Here is an 18,678-nt window from a genome sequence, read left to right as displayed (position 1 = left end):
CCCAGGAAGGCGGGGGACCAAGAAATCAAGAACTTGACAAAGAATTCCTATAGCTTAACTTTGGCTGAAATCTGTCCAAACGATGGGGGTAAGCTCCGAGTGCCGTCTGTGATTTTGTGGCAGACATCACCCAACTTCGCATCAATCCACCCCTTGCCGCGCCGGGTGAAGACGGATTGAAGGTGGCTTTCGAATAGGGCGCGGGCGTTTTCGAGGTTCTTTTCGGTATTGGCCTTGGCGGTGGCGATGCCCTCAAACGCTTCGTCGAGAATGCCGACGATCCGCCGCTGTTCGGGAAGCGGGGGGACGGGGATGGTGAGAGCGCCAAGCTTGGTCGCGTTGAAGCCGCCTTGTGCGCTACCGGCTGAACCATCCTCAATCGACTTCCAGTAACCGTCGGTTTGGAAGAAGAACGACACGAACTCGGGCAACAGTTTCTTGTCGAACAACCGTAAACGAATCAAATATGATGCGAATACCGCATTGGGCGGATGGGACACGAGGAAGCTTTTGCCTGTCGTTGCACCTGTTCGCGCAAAAACTATGTCTCCACTGGCAAGGCGGTATTTGGGAAGGTCCGCTGATTCGATTTTGCAGTAGGGCACGCTTCCCCAATCGACCCGGTCGTCTTGAATGTCGGTTATGCGGAGAAATCGAGGGCCGACTGGCTCGCTAGTTGCGCTTTCCGTGTAGCCGTAGTTAATGGCAGACACCGCTGCGAGTTCTTTGACTTCCCACCCCTTCTTCATATCAGCGCCTTGATATTCCCCCGCACCTCCGCGATTGGGGGCAAAATGGGAATGATGGGACGGATGGGAGTCATGGCCGGCCTCCGGGTTTCCTGGGCGGCGGCCTATGCCCATCCTGGGACTCGTATGGCGCAGAATTCCTATTCCGATACCGCAAGCGGGCACGGGTCATGCGCTCGCGCAGGCCGCCCTGTTCGAGAAAGTCTTTCTCCAAACGGCGGAGCTGTTGGTCAATCAGGTAATTAGTCTGGTGGATGAGGCAGAGGGCGATGTTGGCGATGACTTCGGGCGGGCGGGACTCCACGAACTCACGGTAGTCCTCGTAGGTCTGCGGCGTTTTGCGGCCCAGACTGCGGACGTACTGGGCTTCCTTGGAATCCTTGTCCCAAATCTTGAGGTCGCGGGCGCGGAGGTAGTCTTTGTAGTCATCCAGCAATTCCTCCAGGCTGGCGCGGGCGACGTTGGTGAGCTTGATCTCGGTTTCCTTGGAAGTGAGCGCGGCCTTGCTGCCCTCCAGAATGTTTTTCTTTCCCGACCGCGCGGACTGGATCATCTGGTCGATGGTGCGGTCGCCTCTGGAGAGATACTTGTGGGCAAAGCGGAATGTGAGGTCGTAAACCACTTCGGCCTTCTGGAACGACAGCAGCGTCTGGTAGTCGCCGCGCGGAGGGAGCAGCCGGTCGGGCTCATCGGAGTGATGGGAAGGATGGGAGAAATGGGCAGAATGTTTTCCATCACTCACATTATTCTCATTCTTCCCATCTTTTCTCATAGCATCCCCCTAATTCTCGACAGCACCTTCGCTCTCTCCGCGTCCAGCGCGAGGCTTTGCGATGGCGACGGTTTCATTCATCGTTTGCGCCTTTGATTCGTTTGACGCTTCCCGGCGGCAGGTAGTTCTCGCCGGTCACAACTCGTTTGCCGGTCTTGGCTTCGAGTTCCAAGCGGGCGCGTTTTGCAATCTTGCCGCCGGTCCTTGCGGCGGCCTTGTTTTCGGGCATGCCGGTGGCGTCGGCGGTCTCGGCGATCTGACGGGTGGAAAGTTCGGCGAGGGCGGTAAAAATGAGTTCGGCCTCGCTCATGTGGTCGCGCAGGTTCTGGGATTCGAGGCCCTTGATAGCCTTGTGATCCTGCACCGTGACGTCCGACCACTCTTGGTGGATGATGTTGGCCAGGATGGCGTATTCTTCCCCCTTCTTGATCTCGTGGCCGGCCCAGTAGTCGGTGAGTTTGTTTCGGGTTTCCTGCCCGGTCATCCGTTGCTGGATCCACTTTTCGCTGCGGCCATGCTTCTGCCACGTCTCGCGGGCACGGTCGAGCGCCCGTGCGGGGTCAGTCATCTCCTGCATTCGCTCATGGCCCACCTTGGCGAGCCAGAGCTTGATGGGCTCGGCTTTGGGGCTGGGAACGCTCTGCACCAGACGCAGGAGGGTCTCGGCAGAGGCCACGTCGGTGAGGCGCTGCTTCCCGTCATCCGCTGCCATTTTCAATTGGTAACAGTTTGTTACCAGTTCACTTCCCTCTTTAGCCAAGCGGCCTTTTAGAACCTTCCAATACTTTCTGGACGCCTGATGGTCCGGCTGTTGGGTCAGCACCTGAATGATGTCCACGACCGAGAACCACCACGTCTCGGTCTTTTCGTCGTAAAGGCGGCGGATTCCGTGTCCCTCAAAAATGGCCAGGTCTTTTTTCATTCAAGCATCCCCCTGATTTTCGACAGCACCTCTGCGCTCTCGGCGTCCAGCGCTGCGATTTCGTCCATGATTTTCTGTGGGCTGCGATGCACGATTTCCTCGCCGCCGTTCGGGTTCTTCACGGAGAGATCAAACCCTTCGACTTCGCTCAGGGCATGGGTGTCAACAGACCAGCTCTTGGGAGAGTCGGCGAGGGTCTTCTGCAACTTCACGAACTCGGCGAGGTCGTCGTCATTCAGCGGGTTGGTCTTGCCCAGGTTGCGGCCGGGGTCGAGTTGGTAGAACCAAACCTTGCGGGTCTTGCTGCCTTTCTCGAAGAAAAGAACGACGGTCTTCACGCCTGCGCCCTGGAACGTCCCCCCGGGACAGTCGAGGACGGTGTGGAGGTTGCAGCTTTCCAACAGGAGTTTGCGCAGGCTCACGGAGGCGTTATCGGTGTTGGAGAGGAAGGTGTTCTTGATGACCACGCCGGCGCGCCCGCCGGCCTTGAGGATCTTGATGAAGTGCTGGAGGAAGAGGAAGGCGGTCTCGCCGGTGCGGATGGGGAAGTTCTGCTGGACCTCCTGGCGCTCCTTGCCGCCGAAGGGCGGATTGGCGAGCACCACGTCGTAGCGGTCCTTCTCCTGAATGTCGGCGAGGTTTTCCGTGAGCGTGTTGGTGTGGATGATGTTGGGCGCTTCGATGCCGTGCAGGATCATGTTCATGATCGCGATAACGTAGGCGAGGGACTTCTTTTCCTTCCCGTGGAAGGTGCGCTCCTGAAGGATGCGGTCCTGCGAGGTGGTACGCTTGGGATGGGCCTCTTTGAGGTATTCGTACGCTTCGCACAAGAAGCCCGCCGAGCCGACCGCGCCGTCGTAGATGCGCTCGCCAAGCTTCGGCTTGACCACTTGCACGATGGCGCGGATGAGCGGACGCGGGGTGTAATACTCGCCGCCGTTGCGACCGGCGTTGCCCATGTTCTTGATCTTGGCTTCGTAGAGGTGCGAGAGTTCGTGCTTCTCGGCCTGTGAGCGGAAGCGCAGTTCGTCGATGTGATCGATGATCTCCCGCATGTTGTAGCCGCTGGAGATCTTGTTCTTGATCTCGCCGAAGATTTCCCCGATCTTGTATTCGATCGTGTTCGGCCCGCTGGCCTTTTGCTTGAAGCCGTGGAGGTAGGGAAAGAGCTTCTGATTGACGAAGTCGCGAAGGTCGTCGCCGGTCAGGGCCTTGTTGTGGTCGAGCTTGCCGTCCTTGCCTTTGGGCGCGGCCCAACTTTCCCATCGGTACGGCTTGTCGAGGATGTAGCCGTACTTCTTCCTCTCAAGCGCGGCCTCATCGGCGAGGTCCTGCTCCAGCCCGTCGAGGTATTTCAGGAACAGCAGCCAGGAAGTCTGCTCGGTGTAGTCAAGCTCGGTTGTGCACCCCGCCTCTTTCCAGAGGACATCGTCGATGTTCTTGAAGGCTTGTTCAAACACAGTCACCCATCCTCGACGCAGTCATTTTCGTTTTCCGGTCGCGCCTCGTGCGGGCTGACGCCCGGCTTCAGCGGACCGCGACGGCATGCGCAATGTCGCCGTTGCGGTTCCGTTCCGCTGCGAGCCGATGTTAGAAAGCGTCGTCTTCACGTATGTTGACATGCGTGCCTATGCAGTCCAGAAGCAGTGACAGCTTTCCAACAGATTCTTTCACCGTGCTCAGAACAACTTCCACGTCAACCGCGGGTGGATTACCGTCTTTATCTTCCGGATATCGAGACGCCTCGGACGTTGGATCTACCTTGGAGAACTCAGCGATTAGCCGAGTGGTCTGTTGTATTTCATCGTTGTTGGACGTGCCTGACGATATTTCGTTGAGTAAACGACAGCAAATCTGCCATAGGTCATCGATTCGATGTGTTTTGGGAAAGGCCTCGCGCCTCCCAGCCATACGGCCGCAATCGCGAATTAGGGCTTTGAGTGCCAGTTCGAGGTGCTGGCGGTACAAGAATAAGATGGGGTACCCGATCTTACGCGGGTCTCCCTCTGTTGCAGCATGTGTGACTAGGAAATCAGCGGCGTCTTTGTAGCCGTTTACGTAGAAGTGCCAAGCCTGTCTCCTGGAAAATTCCGACGGAGTGACTGTCCCTTTGGCCGCGAATTCAAACAATCTGTCCTGTGGACCCGGAAACGCCGCCATTTCATCCCCGGCTTTTTCGGCCGTCGGCTTAGCTTTGGACATGATGCTTTCTATCCATTCATTCAGAGGAAAATGTGGCCTGATAATATCACCTCGGCAGTCTTTTCGGGCAGTGACGAGGGAGATCACATCAACACAGGTCGTAATTTGTCCACAGGGGCTTGGGGGAGACCGGATTCCCCGTGCCCCCCGACCGATCAGTCCTCGCAGGGTTCATGGTACGGCAGGATGATACCCGGCCCGGCGGAAAACCGCACACGGAATGGTCGTTGCGGCTCCGTGCGACTAAGAGCCTCTAACACAATGGGGAACCAGTAAGCGTCTTCCGCAGGCATAAAGCCTGCGCCTACCACGGATGCGCATTCCCGGTAGCCGCGGGCCATGTTACATGCCGCACCATCCGTGGTGCGGCGACATACCATGGTCCCATACCCTCCGTGGCATGGGGCTTCAGCCCGCGTCATTACGTTAGAGGCTCTACGTTTGAGCCCTGAAGGCAAGGGCGGACGCAGTTTTCAGGTTGAAAGCCGCGAGTGGGTTTGGTAGACAAGGGCCATCATGACTTTGAACGGGAGGGTGTTACTTTGCCTTCGGGCGTTGGTTGCCGCAGCCATATTCCTCGCCCTTCCTTCGGCGCCGCTTTTCGCCCACGAGCCGGAAGGGGTCTACCCGGAGATCCGCGGGACGTTCGATCCGAAGGCGCTCGTCCCGCTGCTCGAAAAAGCCACGATCGTCATCATTCACGAGCAGCCGGGAAAGCCCACGTTCGTCACCGGCATCCTTCTGATCAAGGCCCCGTTCGAAAAAGTTTGGGCGACGGTCACCGACTACGACCACTATCACGAGTTTGTTCCGAACGTGATTCACGTGAAGGTGCTGGAGAAACGGCCCGAACAACGGTCGCAGGACTCCGAGTACAAGACCGGTATCAAGGCCGGGCCGATCGAACTCGGCATCGTGTGGACGCTCGAACAGCACCTCGAAAAGGATGAGCATCTGATTTGGGGCTTGCCGGCAAAGAAAGGCGAGCAGGCGTTCACGGAAGTGAATTATCGGGAGATCTACTTCCCAGTCGATGAGAACCGGACGGTGATGACCTACACCTCATACGCGAATCTCTCCTCATTCGGGGCGCTGGCGAAGCTCATGTTCAAGACGTTTCCCGAGTTGGAAACGCCGACGCTCGTTTCGGTCGGCACGCTCTTCCCCGAATCCGTGAAGGAACGCGTGGAAGGCATCAAGGTGATTGCGGAGGCCAAGTCCTTCGATTGGCAGAAAGTCACCCTCCCTCCACCCATCGAAAACAGCGCCGCGCTGGAAGGACTCGTCCGCCAATTCAAGAAAGTCGTGCTGTCATGGTATCCCGATTCAAACGGGATCCGTTTCTTCTCCTCGCTGGCGCTCGTGGACGCGCCACCCGAACGGTGCAAGGCCGTCGTCACCGACTTCGGCCGCTATCCCAAGTTCTTCAAAGTGATGGAGGACGTCCGGAAGATCAAAGGCGATGCCAACGCCTTCACCATGGAATTCAAGATGAAGTACAAGATCATTTTCCCGCTCACGTTCGAGCAGTCCTACGACTACGTTTGGCAGCCGGGCGGCAACCGCCTTTCCTTTTCGCTCAATCGCCTGCGGGACCATACGATCGACGGCGAATGGGGTGCGTGGGATTTCTATCCGATGGACGGAAAAACGCTCATGAGCCACACGGTGTTCAACGATCTGCGTTCGGGCGGCTTTTTCCTCAAGATGCTCATGGACAACATCGCGGGGTTCGGCACGGGCCTGCGCGTCGGCATGGTGTCCGTGTTGATGCAGGCGTTTTCCTCCGCCGTGGTTCAACCCACCCCTTCCGCCATCTCGAGCGAAGGGTTCTAGGCTCTGTTTGAAAACGCGTTGGACCGGTAGGCGCAGGCTTCAGCCTGCGTCCGAAGACGCACCCGTAAAGGGTGCGGCTACCAAGAGATGCTCCCCAAGGCAATGGTGGGGTTTTCACATAGAGCCTAGAACATCCAGGTTGACCGCGATCATATTCCCGGAAGGGGGAAGTGGACACACTACGCGCGCGGTTTTGAACAGGTTTCAATACTGACAAGGATTACACACTATGAACTTGCATGAATACCAAGCGAAGGAACTCCTGAAATCTTTTCAAGTACCTGTCCCTAGAAACATTCTCGCACGCTCACCGGACGAAGTTCGAAAGGCGGTGGAGCAGTTGGGCACTTCACCGGTCGTCTTGAAGGCCCAAGTCCACGCGGGAGGACGCGGCAAGGCCGGGGGCATCAAGCTCGCGCGTTCGGCGGATGAAGCCGGAGATCTCGCCCAGAAAATGATCGGAATGAAGATCGTGACTCATCAAACCGGGCCGCAGGGCAAACTCGTGAGGATGCTCCTCGTCGAGGAGGGACTTGATATCCAGAAGGAATACTACCTCGGCCTCGTGCTGGATCGGAGCCGCAATCGGCTGACGGTGATGGCCAGCACGGAAGGCGGCGTCGAGATCGAGGAAGTCGCCAAGCATTCGCCGGAGAAAATCGTCAAGATCGCGATCGATTCGAGCATCGGGGCCCTGCCCGCGCATGGACGGAAGGCCGGACTGGCGCTCGGCTTGAAAGGGCCGATCTTGGACGGCTTCGCGAGGCTCTTGCGAAACCTCTACCAAGCCTATGTTGCTCTGGACTGCACGCTCCTGGAAATCAACCCACTCGTGCTCACGAAAGGCGGACAATGGCTGGCCCTCGATGCCAAAATGAATCTCGACGACAGCGCCCTCTTCCGGCACAAGCAGGTGGCGGACATGCGCGACCGGCTGGAGGAGGATCCCATGGAGGTCGAAGCCTCCAAGTTCGATCTCAGTTACATTCATCTTGACGGCAACATCGGGTGCATGGTGAACGGCGCCGGCCTGGCGATGTCCACCATGGACATCATCAAACTCCACGGCGGCGAGCCCGCCAACTTCCTCGACGTCGGGGGGGGGGCCAGCGCGGAGAAAGTGGCGGCGGCCTTCCGAATTCTGGTTTCCGATCCCAAAGTCCAGGCCATCCTCATCAACATCTTTGGCGGCATTCTGAAGTGCGATACTCTTGCCGAAGGGATGCTGAAAGCGGTCAAGGAGGTGTGGGGCGCATCGGGAAAAGTGCAGATCCCGGTGCCGATTGTTGTTCGGATGGAAGGAACGAACGTGGAGCTTGGGAAGAAAATGCTCGCCGATTCGGGATTGCCGCTGATCGTGGCGGCGAATCTTGAGGAAGGCGCCCGCAAGGCCGTGGAAGCCTCCAGAACAGGAACCGGAAACCTAGTACACCCAACAGAATGCGTAGGGGAGGGTCTTAAGACCCTCCCGACAAGAGGGAGCATCTAAAGATGCTCCCCTACGAACAGAGATTCCGTTAGGCGGTCTTTGCACGATGGCTGTCCTGGTCAACAAGAATTCGAAAGTCCTCGTGCAGGGCATCACGGGCAAGAACGGCCAGTTCCACGCCCAGCAGTGTCTCGCCTACGGCACCAAGATCGTCGCGGGCGTGACTCCCGGCAAGGGCGGCGAGCTATTCGCCCCCCAGGAAGGGGGAAGTGCCGCGAGAGGACACCCTGAAGGAATCGATGGAATCAGGCAGGGTACTTCGCAGCCTTCCGGAGCGGCCGACCCCAAGCTTCCGAAATCGAGACCCGTGCCCATCTTCGACTCGGTCGAGGAGGCCGCGCGGAAGACCGGCGCCACCGTGTCGGTGATCTTCGTCCCCGCCGCGTTCGCCATGGATGCCATGGTGGAAGCCATTGAGGCCGGAATGGAACTCGTCATCTGCATCACCGAGGGGATTCCGGTCCTGGACATGGTGCGCGTGAAGCGGTACCTCGACGGGAAGCCCACGAGGCTGATCGGCCCGAACTGTCCCGGCATCATCACGCCCGGCGAATGCAAGATCGGCATCATGCCCGGCTACATCCACCGAAAGGGAAATGTGGGCATCGTCTCCCGCAGCGGCACCCTCACCTACGAGGCCGTATGGCAGCTTACGGAACGCGGCTTGGGTCAGTCGACGTGCATTGGAATCGGCGGCGATCCCATCATCGGCACGGGGTTCATCGATGCGCTTCAACTTTTCGAACAGGACAAGCAGACCAAGGCGGTGGTCATGATCGGCGAGATCGGCGGAACGCAGGAAGAGGAAGCGGCGGAGTTCATCCGGAAGCATATGAAGAAGCCCGTCTTTGCCTTCATCGCCGGGCAGACGGCGCCGCCGGGACGCCGCATGGGCCACGCCGGAGCGATTATCTCACAGGGTTCCGGGACCGCCGCCTCGAAAGTCGAGGCATTGAAACGCGCCCGGGCGCATGTCATTCCCAGTCCCGCCGCCATCGGCGAGACCGTGGTCAAGAAGCTCAAGAGGTAACGGAGAGGCATCCCTGGCGATGCAACGAAGAACCTAAGCTGGGAGAAGCACAACATGGCACAAACACCATCACCCGAAGACCGCCTCGATTCGCCTGAAGGCGGAAAGAAGAGGATCAGCCGACAGCAGGTCCGCGAAGCCATCATCCGGTTTGCCGGCGACTCGGGCGACGGTATTCAACTCACCGGAAGCCAGTTCACCAACGTTACCGCCATCGCGGGGAACGACCTCTCCACCTTCCCCGATTTTCCCGCGGAGATCCGCGCCCCGGCGGGCTCGGTGCCGGGTGTCTCAGGGTACCAGATCCAATTTTCGTCGTATGACATCCATACGCCGGGCGACAAAGCGCAGGTCCTGATCGCTTTTAATCCGGCGGCGTTGAAGGCGAATCTCAACCGGATCGCTCCGAACGCAACGATTATCGTGAACACAGACGAATTCACGGAAAAGAACCTTGAGAAGGCGGGCTACCAGGCCAATCCGCTTGAGGACAATTCTCTCTCCGGACTGCGCGTGGTGAAGATCCCCATGACCTCGATCACGGTGAAGACCATCGAGGACATGGCGTCCGTTTCCCACAAAGATCGCGAACGGTGTCGCAACTTTTTTGCGCTGGGCGTGGTCTGCTGGCTCTACGGCCGGCCGCTCGATCCGATCGAACGCTGGATCAAGAACAAATTCGCCAAGTCGCCGGATTTCGTCGAGGCTAACACTCGGGTCCTCAAGGCCGGTTTCAATTACGCCGAAACCGTCGAACTCTTTTCCGTCGCTTACGAGGTGCCGCCCGCCAAGCTGCGCCCCGGACGCTACAAGAACCTGACCGGCTACCAAGGCATCGTCTACGGCATGGTGGCCGCCACGCAGAAGGCCGACCTGAAGCTGGTCTACTGCAGCTATCCGATCACGCCCGCGACGGAGATCTTGCAGGAACTTTCGTCGCTCAAGAATTTCGGCGTGATCACGATGCAGTTCGAAGATGAGATTGCCTCGATGAACGCGGCCATCGGCGCCTCGTTCGCCGGGGGGCTGGGGGCCACCGGAACGAGCGGTCCCGGCCTCGCGCTAAAAAGCGAAGCGCTCGGACTGGCCGTCATTACGGAACTCCCGATCATCGTCGTCGATGTTCAGCGCGCCGGACCCTCCACCGGAATGCCGACCAAAACGGAACAGGCCGATCTCCTGTTCGCGCTTTTCGGCCGGCCCTCCGAATCGCCCGTTCCCATTGTCGCCGTGGCTTCCGCCTCGGATGCCTTCGACTGCGCCGTGGAGGCCACCCGGATCGCGATCAAGTACATGACGCCGGTAATCCTTCTCACCGATCTGTACACGGTCTTCGGTTCCGAGCCGTGGCGGATCGCCGACGTCAATGCGTTGCCGGCCATGGACGTGTCGCCCCGCCTCCGGGCCCTCAAGGCCGGATCCAATGGAGGATTCCAGCCGTACGCCAGGGACGAAAAGACGCTGGCGCGGCCGTGGGCCCTTCCCGGCACGCCGGGTCTCGAACACCGCATCGGGGGACTCGAGAAAAGCAACATCCTCGGCCACATCTCCTACGATCCTCCCAATCACGATCTCATGGTCAAGATGAGGGCGGAGAAGGTGGCCCGGATCGCCCAGGAACTCCCGCCGACCGAGATCGTCGGCAAGGCCAACCCCGACCTGCTCGTGGTCAGTTGGGGCAGCACGTTCGGACCCATTCGCACGGCCGTCGAGCGATCGGTGGAACAGGGACTCTCCATTGGACACCTGCATCTTCGCTGGCTGAATCCGCTTCCCTCCGATCTGGGTTCCATCCTGAAGAAACACAAGCGAATCCTGGTCCCCGAAAACAACCTCGGCCAGTTGAGTTTCCTGATCCGCGCAAACTACCTGGTAGAAACGATCGGCTACAACCGGGTCACCGGCCAGCCGTTCAGCGTTTCGGAACTCCAGGACGAATTCAAGAAACAGCTCTCAAAGAGGTGATCGATGGCATCCCTAGCTCCACAGAAATCCGCGGCGGCCGACCGCCAGGACGGCGGAAGTGCCGCGAGAAGTCAGGAGTCTGGAGCGGCCTCCGCGCCGGCGGCCGTCAAGCTGACACGCAAGGACTTTCTTTCTGACCAGGAGGTTCGATGGTGCCCCGGTTGCGGCGACTACTCCATTCTGAATGCCGCCACCACGGCCTTCACCCATCTCAATATTCCGCGTGAGCGATTCGTCGTCGTCTCCGGAATCGGCTGCTCCTCGCGGTTCCCCTACTACGTCAACACGTACGGGTTTCACACCCTCCACGGCCGCGCGCCGGCCGTCGCTACCGGCGTGGCCGCCACCAATCCGGACTTGCTCGTCTGGGTTATGACGGGCGACGGGGATGGGTTGGCGATCGGCGGCAATCACCTGATGCACGCCATGCGGCGCAACGTCAACCTCAAGATCATTCTGTTCGACAACCGGATCTATGGATTGACGAAGGGGCAATATTCGCCGACCAGCCGTCTCGGGCAGGTGAACAAGACGGCGCCGTTCGGGACCGTGGAACCGCCGGTCGATCCCGTTTCATTGGCACTGACCTGCGGTGCAACCTTCGTGGCGCGATCCGCCGCCATCTACCAAAAACATCTCGTGGACATCCTGGGTCGTGCCGCCGCACACAAGGGATGCGCTTTCATTCAGGTCTATCAGAACTGCCCGGTTTACAACGACGGCGCATTCGAGCCGTTCACGGAGAAAGATGTGCGGGACGACCAGAACGTGGAAGTCGCCCACGGGAAGCCACTCCTTTTCGGGAAGAACAAGGAGAAAGGCATCCGCGTGGCCGGTCACAAACCGGAAATCGTGCAGTTGGGTGGATCGGTCACCGAGAAAGACGTTCTCACTTACGACTCAACCGACAGGTCCTTGGCCCACCTTCTGGCCCACCTGCAACCGCCTGAGTTCCCGATGCCGATCGGCGTCTTCCGAGAAGTCGCCCAGCCGTCTTATGAGTCGCTGATTCACAAGCAAATTAGCGACGTCACCGCGAAGCGCGGGCCGGGGGATCTCGCGAAGCTCCTCAACTCCGGCGAGACTTGGGAAATCAAAGGCTGACGCGAGCGGCCACGGCTGTAGCGCCCGCCTTCAGGCGGGCGAGCTCCGTCCGGCTGAAGCCGGACGCTACGCAGGCCGCCACCGAGTCTAGCCTCGGCCTGCGTAGGCTTCCAGCAGAACGTATCGCGTACTGAAGTTCCGGGCGCGAAAGATCTCACCGCCGGGGGCGCACCTCGCCAGAAGTTCAAGCTCAGCGGGACTGTACATGCGGCGGACCGAAACGATGCCATCGTGCACCAGCATCGCGTTCCGCGTCAGTAGGTAGGTCGCCGTGGCCACCCCCGCCACGGACCCGGGGGCGCGCCGCGCGTCAAAGAAAAACACGCTTTTCCGCGCGTTGGCCCGCGCGCGCGCCATCAGCTCGGCCAGAAAATCCGGCGGGAAGTGGTGAATCGCCTGGGTGCACGTGATCACATCAAAGCGATCTTCCAATTGATCGAGCTTGAGGGCATCGATCGTGCGGAACTCCACCGGCGACTTGTTCTTTCGCGCCTCCGCCGTGGCCGCCTCGACGTACGCCGGCACCACGTCGCTCCCCACCACGCGAAGCACATGACGGCCCAGTTTCCCTTTCCGCGCGAGGCGGATGGGAAACGCGCCGTGACCGCTACCTATGTCCAATACTGATAACTGACCATCGGGAAGAGGGTGCAAGTGCTTCTCCATCGCCCGGAAAAAGAAAAAGTAGGTTCCAATCGCGCGGTTCAGCCGGTCCAGCCCTTTGACGAGTCCCGTTCGCACCTGAGGGTCCAGCGCCGGATCGTCCATGTGCTCTTCCCGGTTCCGAACGTACAGCGCGCGATCCACCTTGTGGGCAAGACGCAAGAGGCCCTTGGGCGTCCCGTTTGAAATCTCAGATTGATAGTCCGCCCACACCTTCCGAACCGACTCGCGAAACCGTTTTTCCGGCGCCAAGGCGAAGGGCGCCCGTGCTTTCTTGAGAACCCTCCGCACCACCTCGCGCTGGTGCTCGTCCAATCTATTGACCCAAGGTGGAACCATACTGGCTCGCTTTTACCACGCCCTCCCCCTTCGGGCCAACCCTTCCCACCTTGCCGCAAGGGTCGGGCGCAGGTATAGTTCAACGGGTGAGGGCGGGCAGGAAGAGCGCAGCAATCTTGTTTCTCATCGGTGCCATTGCATCGAGTCCCCGCCCTGCTCATGCCGCTCCGTCCGCCATCCTCCATGCCGCTTCCGCAGGGATGCCGACCCCTCGCAATTTTTGGCGGGTGGTTCTGCCTCTCGGATCTTCAGATGACCCCCGAGGGATTGACCAGGCCTTCGAAGCCGCCGCGGGGCTGGGGCAACCGTTCAAGAAGTTCCTCTTCGTCTCGCGCTACGAGCCGGATTTGGACCAAGTCTTGGACTTGATCCTCCTGAATTCCACAAGCCTCGATCTCAAGGGACTCTACGAAAATCCCAAAATCCCCTGGCAAGCGGGGGAAGAGGGTCTCAAGTCCTTCACCTTTGGAGGACGCATCGAGCCCGAGGACTACCACTTCGCCTTCATCACCAAACCCCAGTACTTGACGACCTTCGGCGACACGGAAGCCACTTTCTCGGTCCGTCCCGTCACGGAAGGGCGTCACAAGAACGTCTATCTCATCCGTTACACACAGTCCTGGTTCATGGGCCCCCTCAACACAAAGGTCTGGCGCGACATCAACCGGGAGTGGCTTCGGCTCCTGGATGTGTCCGACGACACGTACGCGGGGGACTCCAGTGCCGGGGATCGGGAGATTCGGGAGCACTTCGCCGCGAGCTTTCCGGAATTCAGCCGGACCGCGCTGCCGTTCATCCGGATGAGAAGCACGGTGGAACGAATTCCATCCGCGGACGGCGCCGGGCGCCTCACGCGCGTGAATCTCGTTTCCGTTACGGATGGCGACCGCCTCCGACGTGAGTACCCACATCTGGGCAAGGTCCACAAAGTGCTCTCGGCCTCACATCTCCAGATGAAAGTGAAAGATCCGAAGGGGCGCGATCTGTTAGTGATCATGACCGGTGGGGGCGAGATGGGCCTGACGTTGATCACGCGGGATGGGCTCGTCTTTCCCATGGATCCTGCGACGGGACTGCCCTCGCCCGAAGGGGTCCGATTGGACGAAGCCCTCTCACAGCCGCATCGCATCGAGATCCGGAATTGGATCGTCGCCTTCGGGATGAAAATGGGAATGGAACAATTGGGATTCAGCGTGGTCCGGGAGGATGACCGTCGCCGGGGAATGGTTGACGGGGTTCCGAAGCCGATTCTCCCTCCCATCATCAAACAAATCCTCGGGCCGTTCATTCGTTCGTACTACGAGGTCCTTTACGACGGAAACAACGGGCAGGGGATGACCTTCGAGGGGCATTTCAGCCCCATCGACGTGAAGGAGACGGCGAACACGCTCACCCATACCTACGAACTGCCGCTCCAGAACTCCTCACTCCTCTCGTTCTTCCTGAAAACATTTAATCAATTCAGGCGGTCCATGCCATATGAGGCGCGGCAGGAATTCCTCTCCCTGATCGAGCGGCTCACTCAAGCCCTGGCCTCCGACTTCGACCGGGCGCGCGCCTGCTTTGCCGCTCCGACTCCGGTGCTCGCGTCGGCAGGTGCGGTCTCCGATCCGCCCTGCGCTTCGCCGCCGCATACCGCGCGATGAGGAGTCCCTCCCAACCGGAAGAAGAACATCCCTTCTTCCGAAGGGCACTTTCCCGAATGCACCGCGAGTCGGACATGCAGCTCGATCGGCGCGAGGGAAGATCCTCCCGCTGGAAAACGACGCCCTTCCGGGCGGGAAAACTCCTGGGCACGGCCATCATTGCCGCTTCCATCGCCTTCTACTGGAATTACATCACAAACAAGATTTCCACCCCGCACCCCCCATCCTCACCTTCCCCCGCAAGGGGGGAAGGTTTGGTAGCCGCACCCTTCATGGGTGCGTCTTCAGACGCAGGCATAAAGCCTGCGCCTACCCCCTCCCCCCTGAGGGGTCTGGGTGGGGGTGAACGCCCGAGCATAGACGAGACCCGCATGACCACACTACGAGAGCAAATGGTGAAAGTGCAGCTCGAAGGACGCGACGTGATCGATCCCGCCGTCCTTCGGGTCATGCGAAAGGTCAAGCGGCATCTTTTCGTACCCCCGAGTCAGGCACCTGAGGCTTACGAAGACTATCCCCTCCCGATCGGCGAGGGACAGACCATCTCCCAGCCGTACATCGTGGGGCTGATGACTCAGTCGATGGGGCTTCGAGGCGGTGATCGCGTGCTCGAGATCGGCACGGGTTCCGGATATCAGGCGGCGGTGCTCGCCGAGTTGGCCGCGGAGGTGTTTACCATCGAGATCATCCCGGCACTGGGCAAATCCGCGGAGGAAAGGCTGAAGCGTCTCGACTACAAGAACGTGCACGTGAAGATTGGGGACGGCTACAGAGGCTGGCCGGAGCATGCCCCTTTCGATGCCGTGATGGTGACCGCGGCGGCGGATGAGATTCCGGTTCCGCTCGTGGAGCAGCTCAAACCCGGAGGGCGGCTGGTCATCCCCGTCGGGCCTCCCGCACTGTCGCAAGACCTCATCATCGGAACCAAGACAGCCGAGGGAACGCTTGAGAAGCGCTCGGTGAGGCCCGTGCGCTTCGTTCCGTTGATCCGAACGCATTGACGTGAAAACCGCGGTAGGGGCGGATCTTCAGATCCGCCCAGGAAGGGGAGCATCTGAAGATGCTCCCCTACGAACCGACATTCTGTTAGAGTCTCCTGACCGTGGCCTCCAGCCTCCAACATTTCAGCATCGATTCCTGCCTCGCCCGAATACGCGAGAAAGACCCAAATCTGCGGGCGATTCTTCTTCCGCTTCTCGATCAGGCCATAAAGAAGTCGCATGAGCTGAAGGCACGCCCTTCCACCTCGGAATTGTTTGGCGTGCCCTACACGCTCAAAGACGCTTGGGACACGGCAGGAATTCGCACCAGCGGCGGTTCGTGGCGACATCGAAACCGTGTTCCGCAGAAGAGCAGTCGGATTCACCAGGCGCTTGAGGAGCTGGGCGCCGTTCTCCTTGGAAAATCCAACTGCCCGGATCTCTCGCTTCCGCCGGAGACCGACAACAATCTGATCGGAGCCACCTGCCACCCGCAGGATCCGGCTCGATCGCCGGGCGGAAGCAGCGGAGGGGCGGCGGTCGCCGTCGCCACCGGAATGTCGGCCTTCGACTGGGGAAGCGATTTCGGCGGGAGCATCCGCATGCCCGCGGCCTTCTGTGGCATCGTGGGGATGAGGCTTTCCCACGTGATGTGGGATCCATCGGATCATTTCCCGCACCTCCCGGAATTCTTCAAGACGTTCAACGGCATGGGACCGCTCACAAGCACGATAGAAGATTGCCGAACGCTCTTGAAAGCTCTCGAATCCCGTCTTCGCACCGGCGCACCGGCCCCATTCGAAGTGAAGAAAGTTCACCTTTACGGACCGGATGAACCGGCGATAGGGGAATGGCCGACGCTCGGACCCGACGTGATTCCAGCGCTGAGTCGCGCCGACATGCCTTTCGCCACGGCGGACGATTTGCCCTCTCCCTCACGCATCGATCGGCTTTACAACGTCTTCCTCGCGTCGCATTTCGATCGCTTCACGGAAGGCGACGAGCTCCCGGTTGTCGAAGGATTGGCGGCGGTCGTCGTATCGCTTCTCTTCGGTCCTCGCGGATGGGGGCGGAAGATGCACCGCCAATCGGCCTACATCCTTCTCCTGATGGCACTCGGCTTCCTGATTGCCTGGCCTTATCGCCGTCGAGCGCGTGAGAATGTCGAACGGCTCCGTCGCCATGTGCGGGACCTTTGGGCTGCGGGTGGCGTGATTCTGTCGCCCGCCACCACCTATTCGGCGCGCCCACATGGAACGGTATTGAAATCACCGGGCAGCATGGCCTTCGCCAAGATCGGCAATCTGAACGACGCCACCGGCCTCTCCATCCCCTGGGGCCGATTTCCAAACGGACTCCCCCGCTCCATCCAACTCCTCGGCCCTCCCGGGAGCGAATACGCCCTCCTGGATTTCGCCGAACGCCTGAGGCCGGAAGCGTAGCAAGTTGACGCTCACTATTCGAAGCTGAGTCCATTCCTTGACGCGTTTGGTCCCCGGTGCTATGGTCCCGCAACCATGACAACCCAAGACAAACCAGAAGTCCGCCCTTCTCCGGGCTACAGCTTCACGCTGAGGGCGCAGATCCGCAACGTGCCCGGCATGCTCGGCAAACTCACGTCCGCGATCGGCAAGGCCGGCGGCGACATTGGCGCCATCGAACTCATCGAGGCCACGCGCGATCAGGTCACCCGCGAGGTCACGATCAACGCGACCGGCTCGGATCACATGGACCAGATCATCGTCCGCGTCAAGGATCTCCGCGACGTCAGAATCATTCACGTCTTCGACCAGGTTTTTCAGAAGCATCGCGGCGGAAAAATTCAGACCTCGCTCAAGGCGCCCATTCGGAATCGGACCGATCTCTCGCTCGTCTACACACCGGGTGTGGCCCGCGTAACCCAGGCGATCCATGAGGATCCCTCAAAAGTTTTCGCCTTCACGATCAAGCGGAACACGGTGTGCGTACTGTCAGACGGCAGCGCCGTACTGGGACTCGGCAACATGGGTCCCGAGGCCGCCCTCCCCGTTATGGAGGGGAAGTGCGCCCTGTTCAAGGAGTTCGGCGGCGTGGACGCCTTTCCCCTCTGCCTCAAAACCCAAAAAGTGGACGACATCGTCAATACCGTGAAATTCGTCGCGCCGGTTTTCGGTGGCTTCAATCTGGAAGACATCTCGGCGCCGCGTTGTTTTGAAATCGAAGAACGTCTCAAGAAGGACTTGGATGTGCCCGTTTTTCATGACGATCAGCACGGCACCGCCGTCGTGGTCCTGGCCGCCCTCATCAATGCGCTCAAAGTCGTGAAGAAGTCCTACAAGGAGTTGAAAGTCGTCATCCTTGGCGCCGGAGCTGCGGGGATCCAATGCGGCCGAATCCTGATGGAAATGGGCGTGAAAAACATCATTGCCTGCGACCGGAATGGAATCATCTACAAAGGGCGCAAAGAGAACATGAATTTTATGAAGGAATGGTTCGCCGACCGCACGAACAAGAGCGGGCTCAAGGGGACGCTTTCGGATGCGCTCGTGGGGGCCGACCTTTTCATGGGGCTGTCCGGTCCGAAACTCGTCGAAGCCAAGGACATCAAGCGGATGAACAAGAAGGCGATCGTGTTTGCCCTCTCCAATCCCACTCCGGAGATCATGCCGGAAGAGGCCGCTCCCCATGCCACGATCATCGCCACCGGCCGCTCGGACTACCCGAACCAGATCAACAACGTCCTTTGTTTCCCCGGCCTTTTCCGGGGCGTGTTGGATTGCCAGGCCCGGGACATCAATATGCAGATGAAGATTGCCGCGGCGAAAGCCATTGCCGGCACGATAGGCAAGGACGAGATCTACGAGGACTACATCATCCCGAGCGTTTTCAACAAGAAAGTTTCTCTCTCCGTCGCCGAGGCCGTGATCGAGTCTGCGATCAAGACAGGCGTCGCCCGCCGAAAGCGCACGAAGATCCAGCCCGAGATGGGGCTGTAGGGTAGC

The 18,678-nt window shown here is 59.7% G+C and carries 15 protein-coding genes; 9 read left to right on the top strand and 6 right to left on the bottom strand.

Annotated elements, in window-relative coordinates; genetic code table 11:
* Positions 1-47: 47 nt before the first annotated feature.
* The 5 genes from HYT87_10000 to HYT87_09980 all read right to left on the bottom strand — a co-directional run bounded on the left by HYT87_10000 (position 48) and on the right by HYT87_09980 (position 4,645).
* A complete protein-coding gene (locus HYT87_10000; GenBank protein MBI2060091.1) occupies positions 48-749 on the bottom strand; it encodes a restriction endonuclease subunit S in 702 nt (233 codons plus the stop codon).
* 70 nt (positions 750-819) lie between these two features.
* Positions 820-1,521, bottom strand: a complete 702-nt coding sequence (locus HYT87_09995) for a four helix bundle protein (protein ID MBI2060090.1) — start codon at positions 1,519-1,521, stop codon at positions 820-822.
* Positions 1,522-1,594: 73 nt separating this feature from the next.
* The gene (locus HYT87_09990) at positions 1,595-2,443 is read right to left on the bottom strand and encodes a hypothetical protein (protein ID MBI2060089.1); all 849 of its coding nucleotides are present in this window, start codon (positions 2,441-2,443) and stop codon (positions 1,595-1,597) included.
* The gene (locus HYT87_09985) at positions 2,440-3,903 is read right to left on the bottom strand and encodes an N-6 DNA methylase (protein MBI2060088.1); all 1,464 of its coding nucleotides are present in this window, start codon (positions 3,901-3,903) and stop codon (positions 2,440-2,442) included. Before HYT87_09985 ends, HYT87_09990 begins: the two co-directional genes overlap by 4 nt.
* Positions 3,904-4,033: 130 nt before the next feature.
* Positions 4,034-4,645: a hypothetical protein gene (locus HYT87_09980; GenBank protein ID MBI2060087.1), complete on the bottom strand. Its 612-nt coding sequence runs from the start codon at positions 4,643-4,645 to the stop codon at positions 4,034-4,036.
* A 516-nt stretch (positions 4,646-5,161) separates the two neighbouring features.
* Here HYT87_09980 and HYT87_09975 point away from each other — a divergent pair.
* The 5 genes from HYT87_09975 to HYT87_09955 all read left to right on the top strand — a co-directional run bounded on the left by HYT87_09975 (position 5,162) and on the right by HYT87_09955 (position 12,069).
* Positions 5,162-6,481 (top strand): hypothetical protein, encoded by a 1,320-nt coding sequence (locus HYT87_09975; GenBank protein MBI2060086.1) that lies wholly within the window; start codon positions 5,162-5,164, stop codon positions 6,479-6,481.
* 229 nt (positions 6,482-6,710) lie between these two features.
* Positions 6,711-7,970, top strand: a complete 1,260-nt coding sequence (sucC, locus tag HYT87_09970; protein MBI2060085.1) for an ADP-forming succinate--CoA ligase subunit beta — start codon at positions 6,711-6,713, stop codon at positions 7,968-7,970.
* A 46-nt stretch (positions 7,971-8,016) separates the two neighbouring features.
* Positions 8,017-9,000 (top strand): succinate--CoA ligase subunit alpha, encoded by a 984-nt coding sequence (gene sucD, locus HYT87_09965; protein ID MBI2060084.1) that lies wholly within the window; start codon positions 8,017-8,019, stop codon positions 8,998-9,000.
* A gap of 54 nt (positions 9,001-9,054) precedes the next feature.
* A complete protein-coding gene (locus tag HYT87_09960) occupies positions 9,055-10,965 on the top strand; it encodes a 2-oxoacid:acceptor oxidoreductase subunit alpha (GenBank protein MBI2060083.1) in 1,911 nt (636 codons plus the stop codon).
* A gap of 3 nt (positions 10,966-10,968) precedes the next feature.
* Positions 10,969-12,069, top strand: a complete 1,101-nt coding sequence (locus HYT87_09955; GenBank protein ID MBI2060082.1) for a 2-oxoacid:ferredoxin oxidoreductase subunit beta — start codon at positions 10,969-10,971, stop codon at positions 12,067-12,069.
* 87 nt (positions 12,070-12,156) lie between these two features.
* Here the strand turns inward: HYT87_09955 and HYT87_09950 are convergent, their stop codons facing one another.
* Entirely contained in the window at positions 12,157-13,071 is a 915-nt protein-coding gene (locus HYT87_09950; protein MBI2060081.1) for a methyltransferase domain-containing protein, read from the bottom strand.
* 200 nt (positions 13,072-13,271) lie between these two features.
* Here HYT87_09950 and HYT87_09945 point away from each other — a divergent pair, with 200 nt between their 5' ends.
* The 4 genes from HYT87_09945 (at position 13,272) to HYT87_09930 (ending at position 18,672) form a co-directional block, all read left to right on the top strand.
* Positions 13,272-14,717, top strand: coding sequence for a hypothetical protein (locus HYT87_09945; protein MBI2060080.1), 1,446 nt, complete (start codon positions 13,272-13,274; stop codon positions 14,715-14,717).
* Between the two features lie 272 nt (positions 14,718-14,989).
* Positions 14,990-15,718 (top strand): protein-L-isoaspartate(D-aspartate) O-methyltransferase, encoded by a 729-nt coding sequence (locus HYT87_09940; protein ID MBI2060079.1) that lies wholly within the window; start codon positions 14,990-14,992, stop codon positions 15,716-15,718.
* Positions 15,719-15,819: 101 nt separating this feature from the next.
* A complete protein-coding gene (locus tag HYT87_09935) occupies positions 15,820-17,139 on the top strand; it encodes a hypothetical protein (GenBank protein MBI2060078.1) in 1,320 nt (439 codons plus the stop codon).
* Between the two features lie 75 nt (positions 17,140-17,214).
* Positions 17,215-18,672, top strand: a complete 1,458-nt coding sequence (locus HYT87_09930) for an NAD-dependent malic enzyme (GenBank protein MBI2060077.1) — start codon at positions 17,215-17,217, stop codon at positions 18,670-18,672.
* The last annotated feature ends 6 nt before the right edge of the window (positions 18,673-18,678 follow it).

The organism is Nitrospirota bacterium, from assembly GCA_016180645.1.
Taxonomy (GTDB): domain Bacteria; phylum JACPQY01; class JACPQY01; order JACPQY01; family JACPQY01; genus JACPAV01.
Note: the sequence above shows the minus strand (reverse complement) of the source record. Positions and strands in the feature narration are given on the sequence as shown.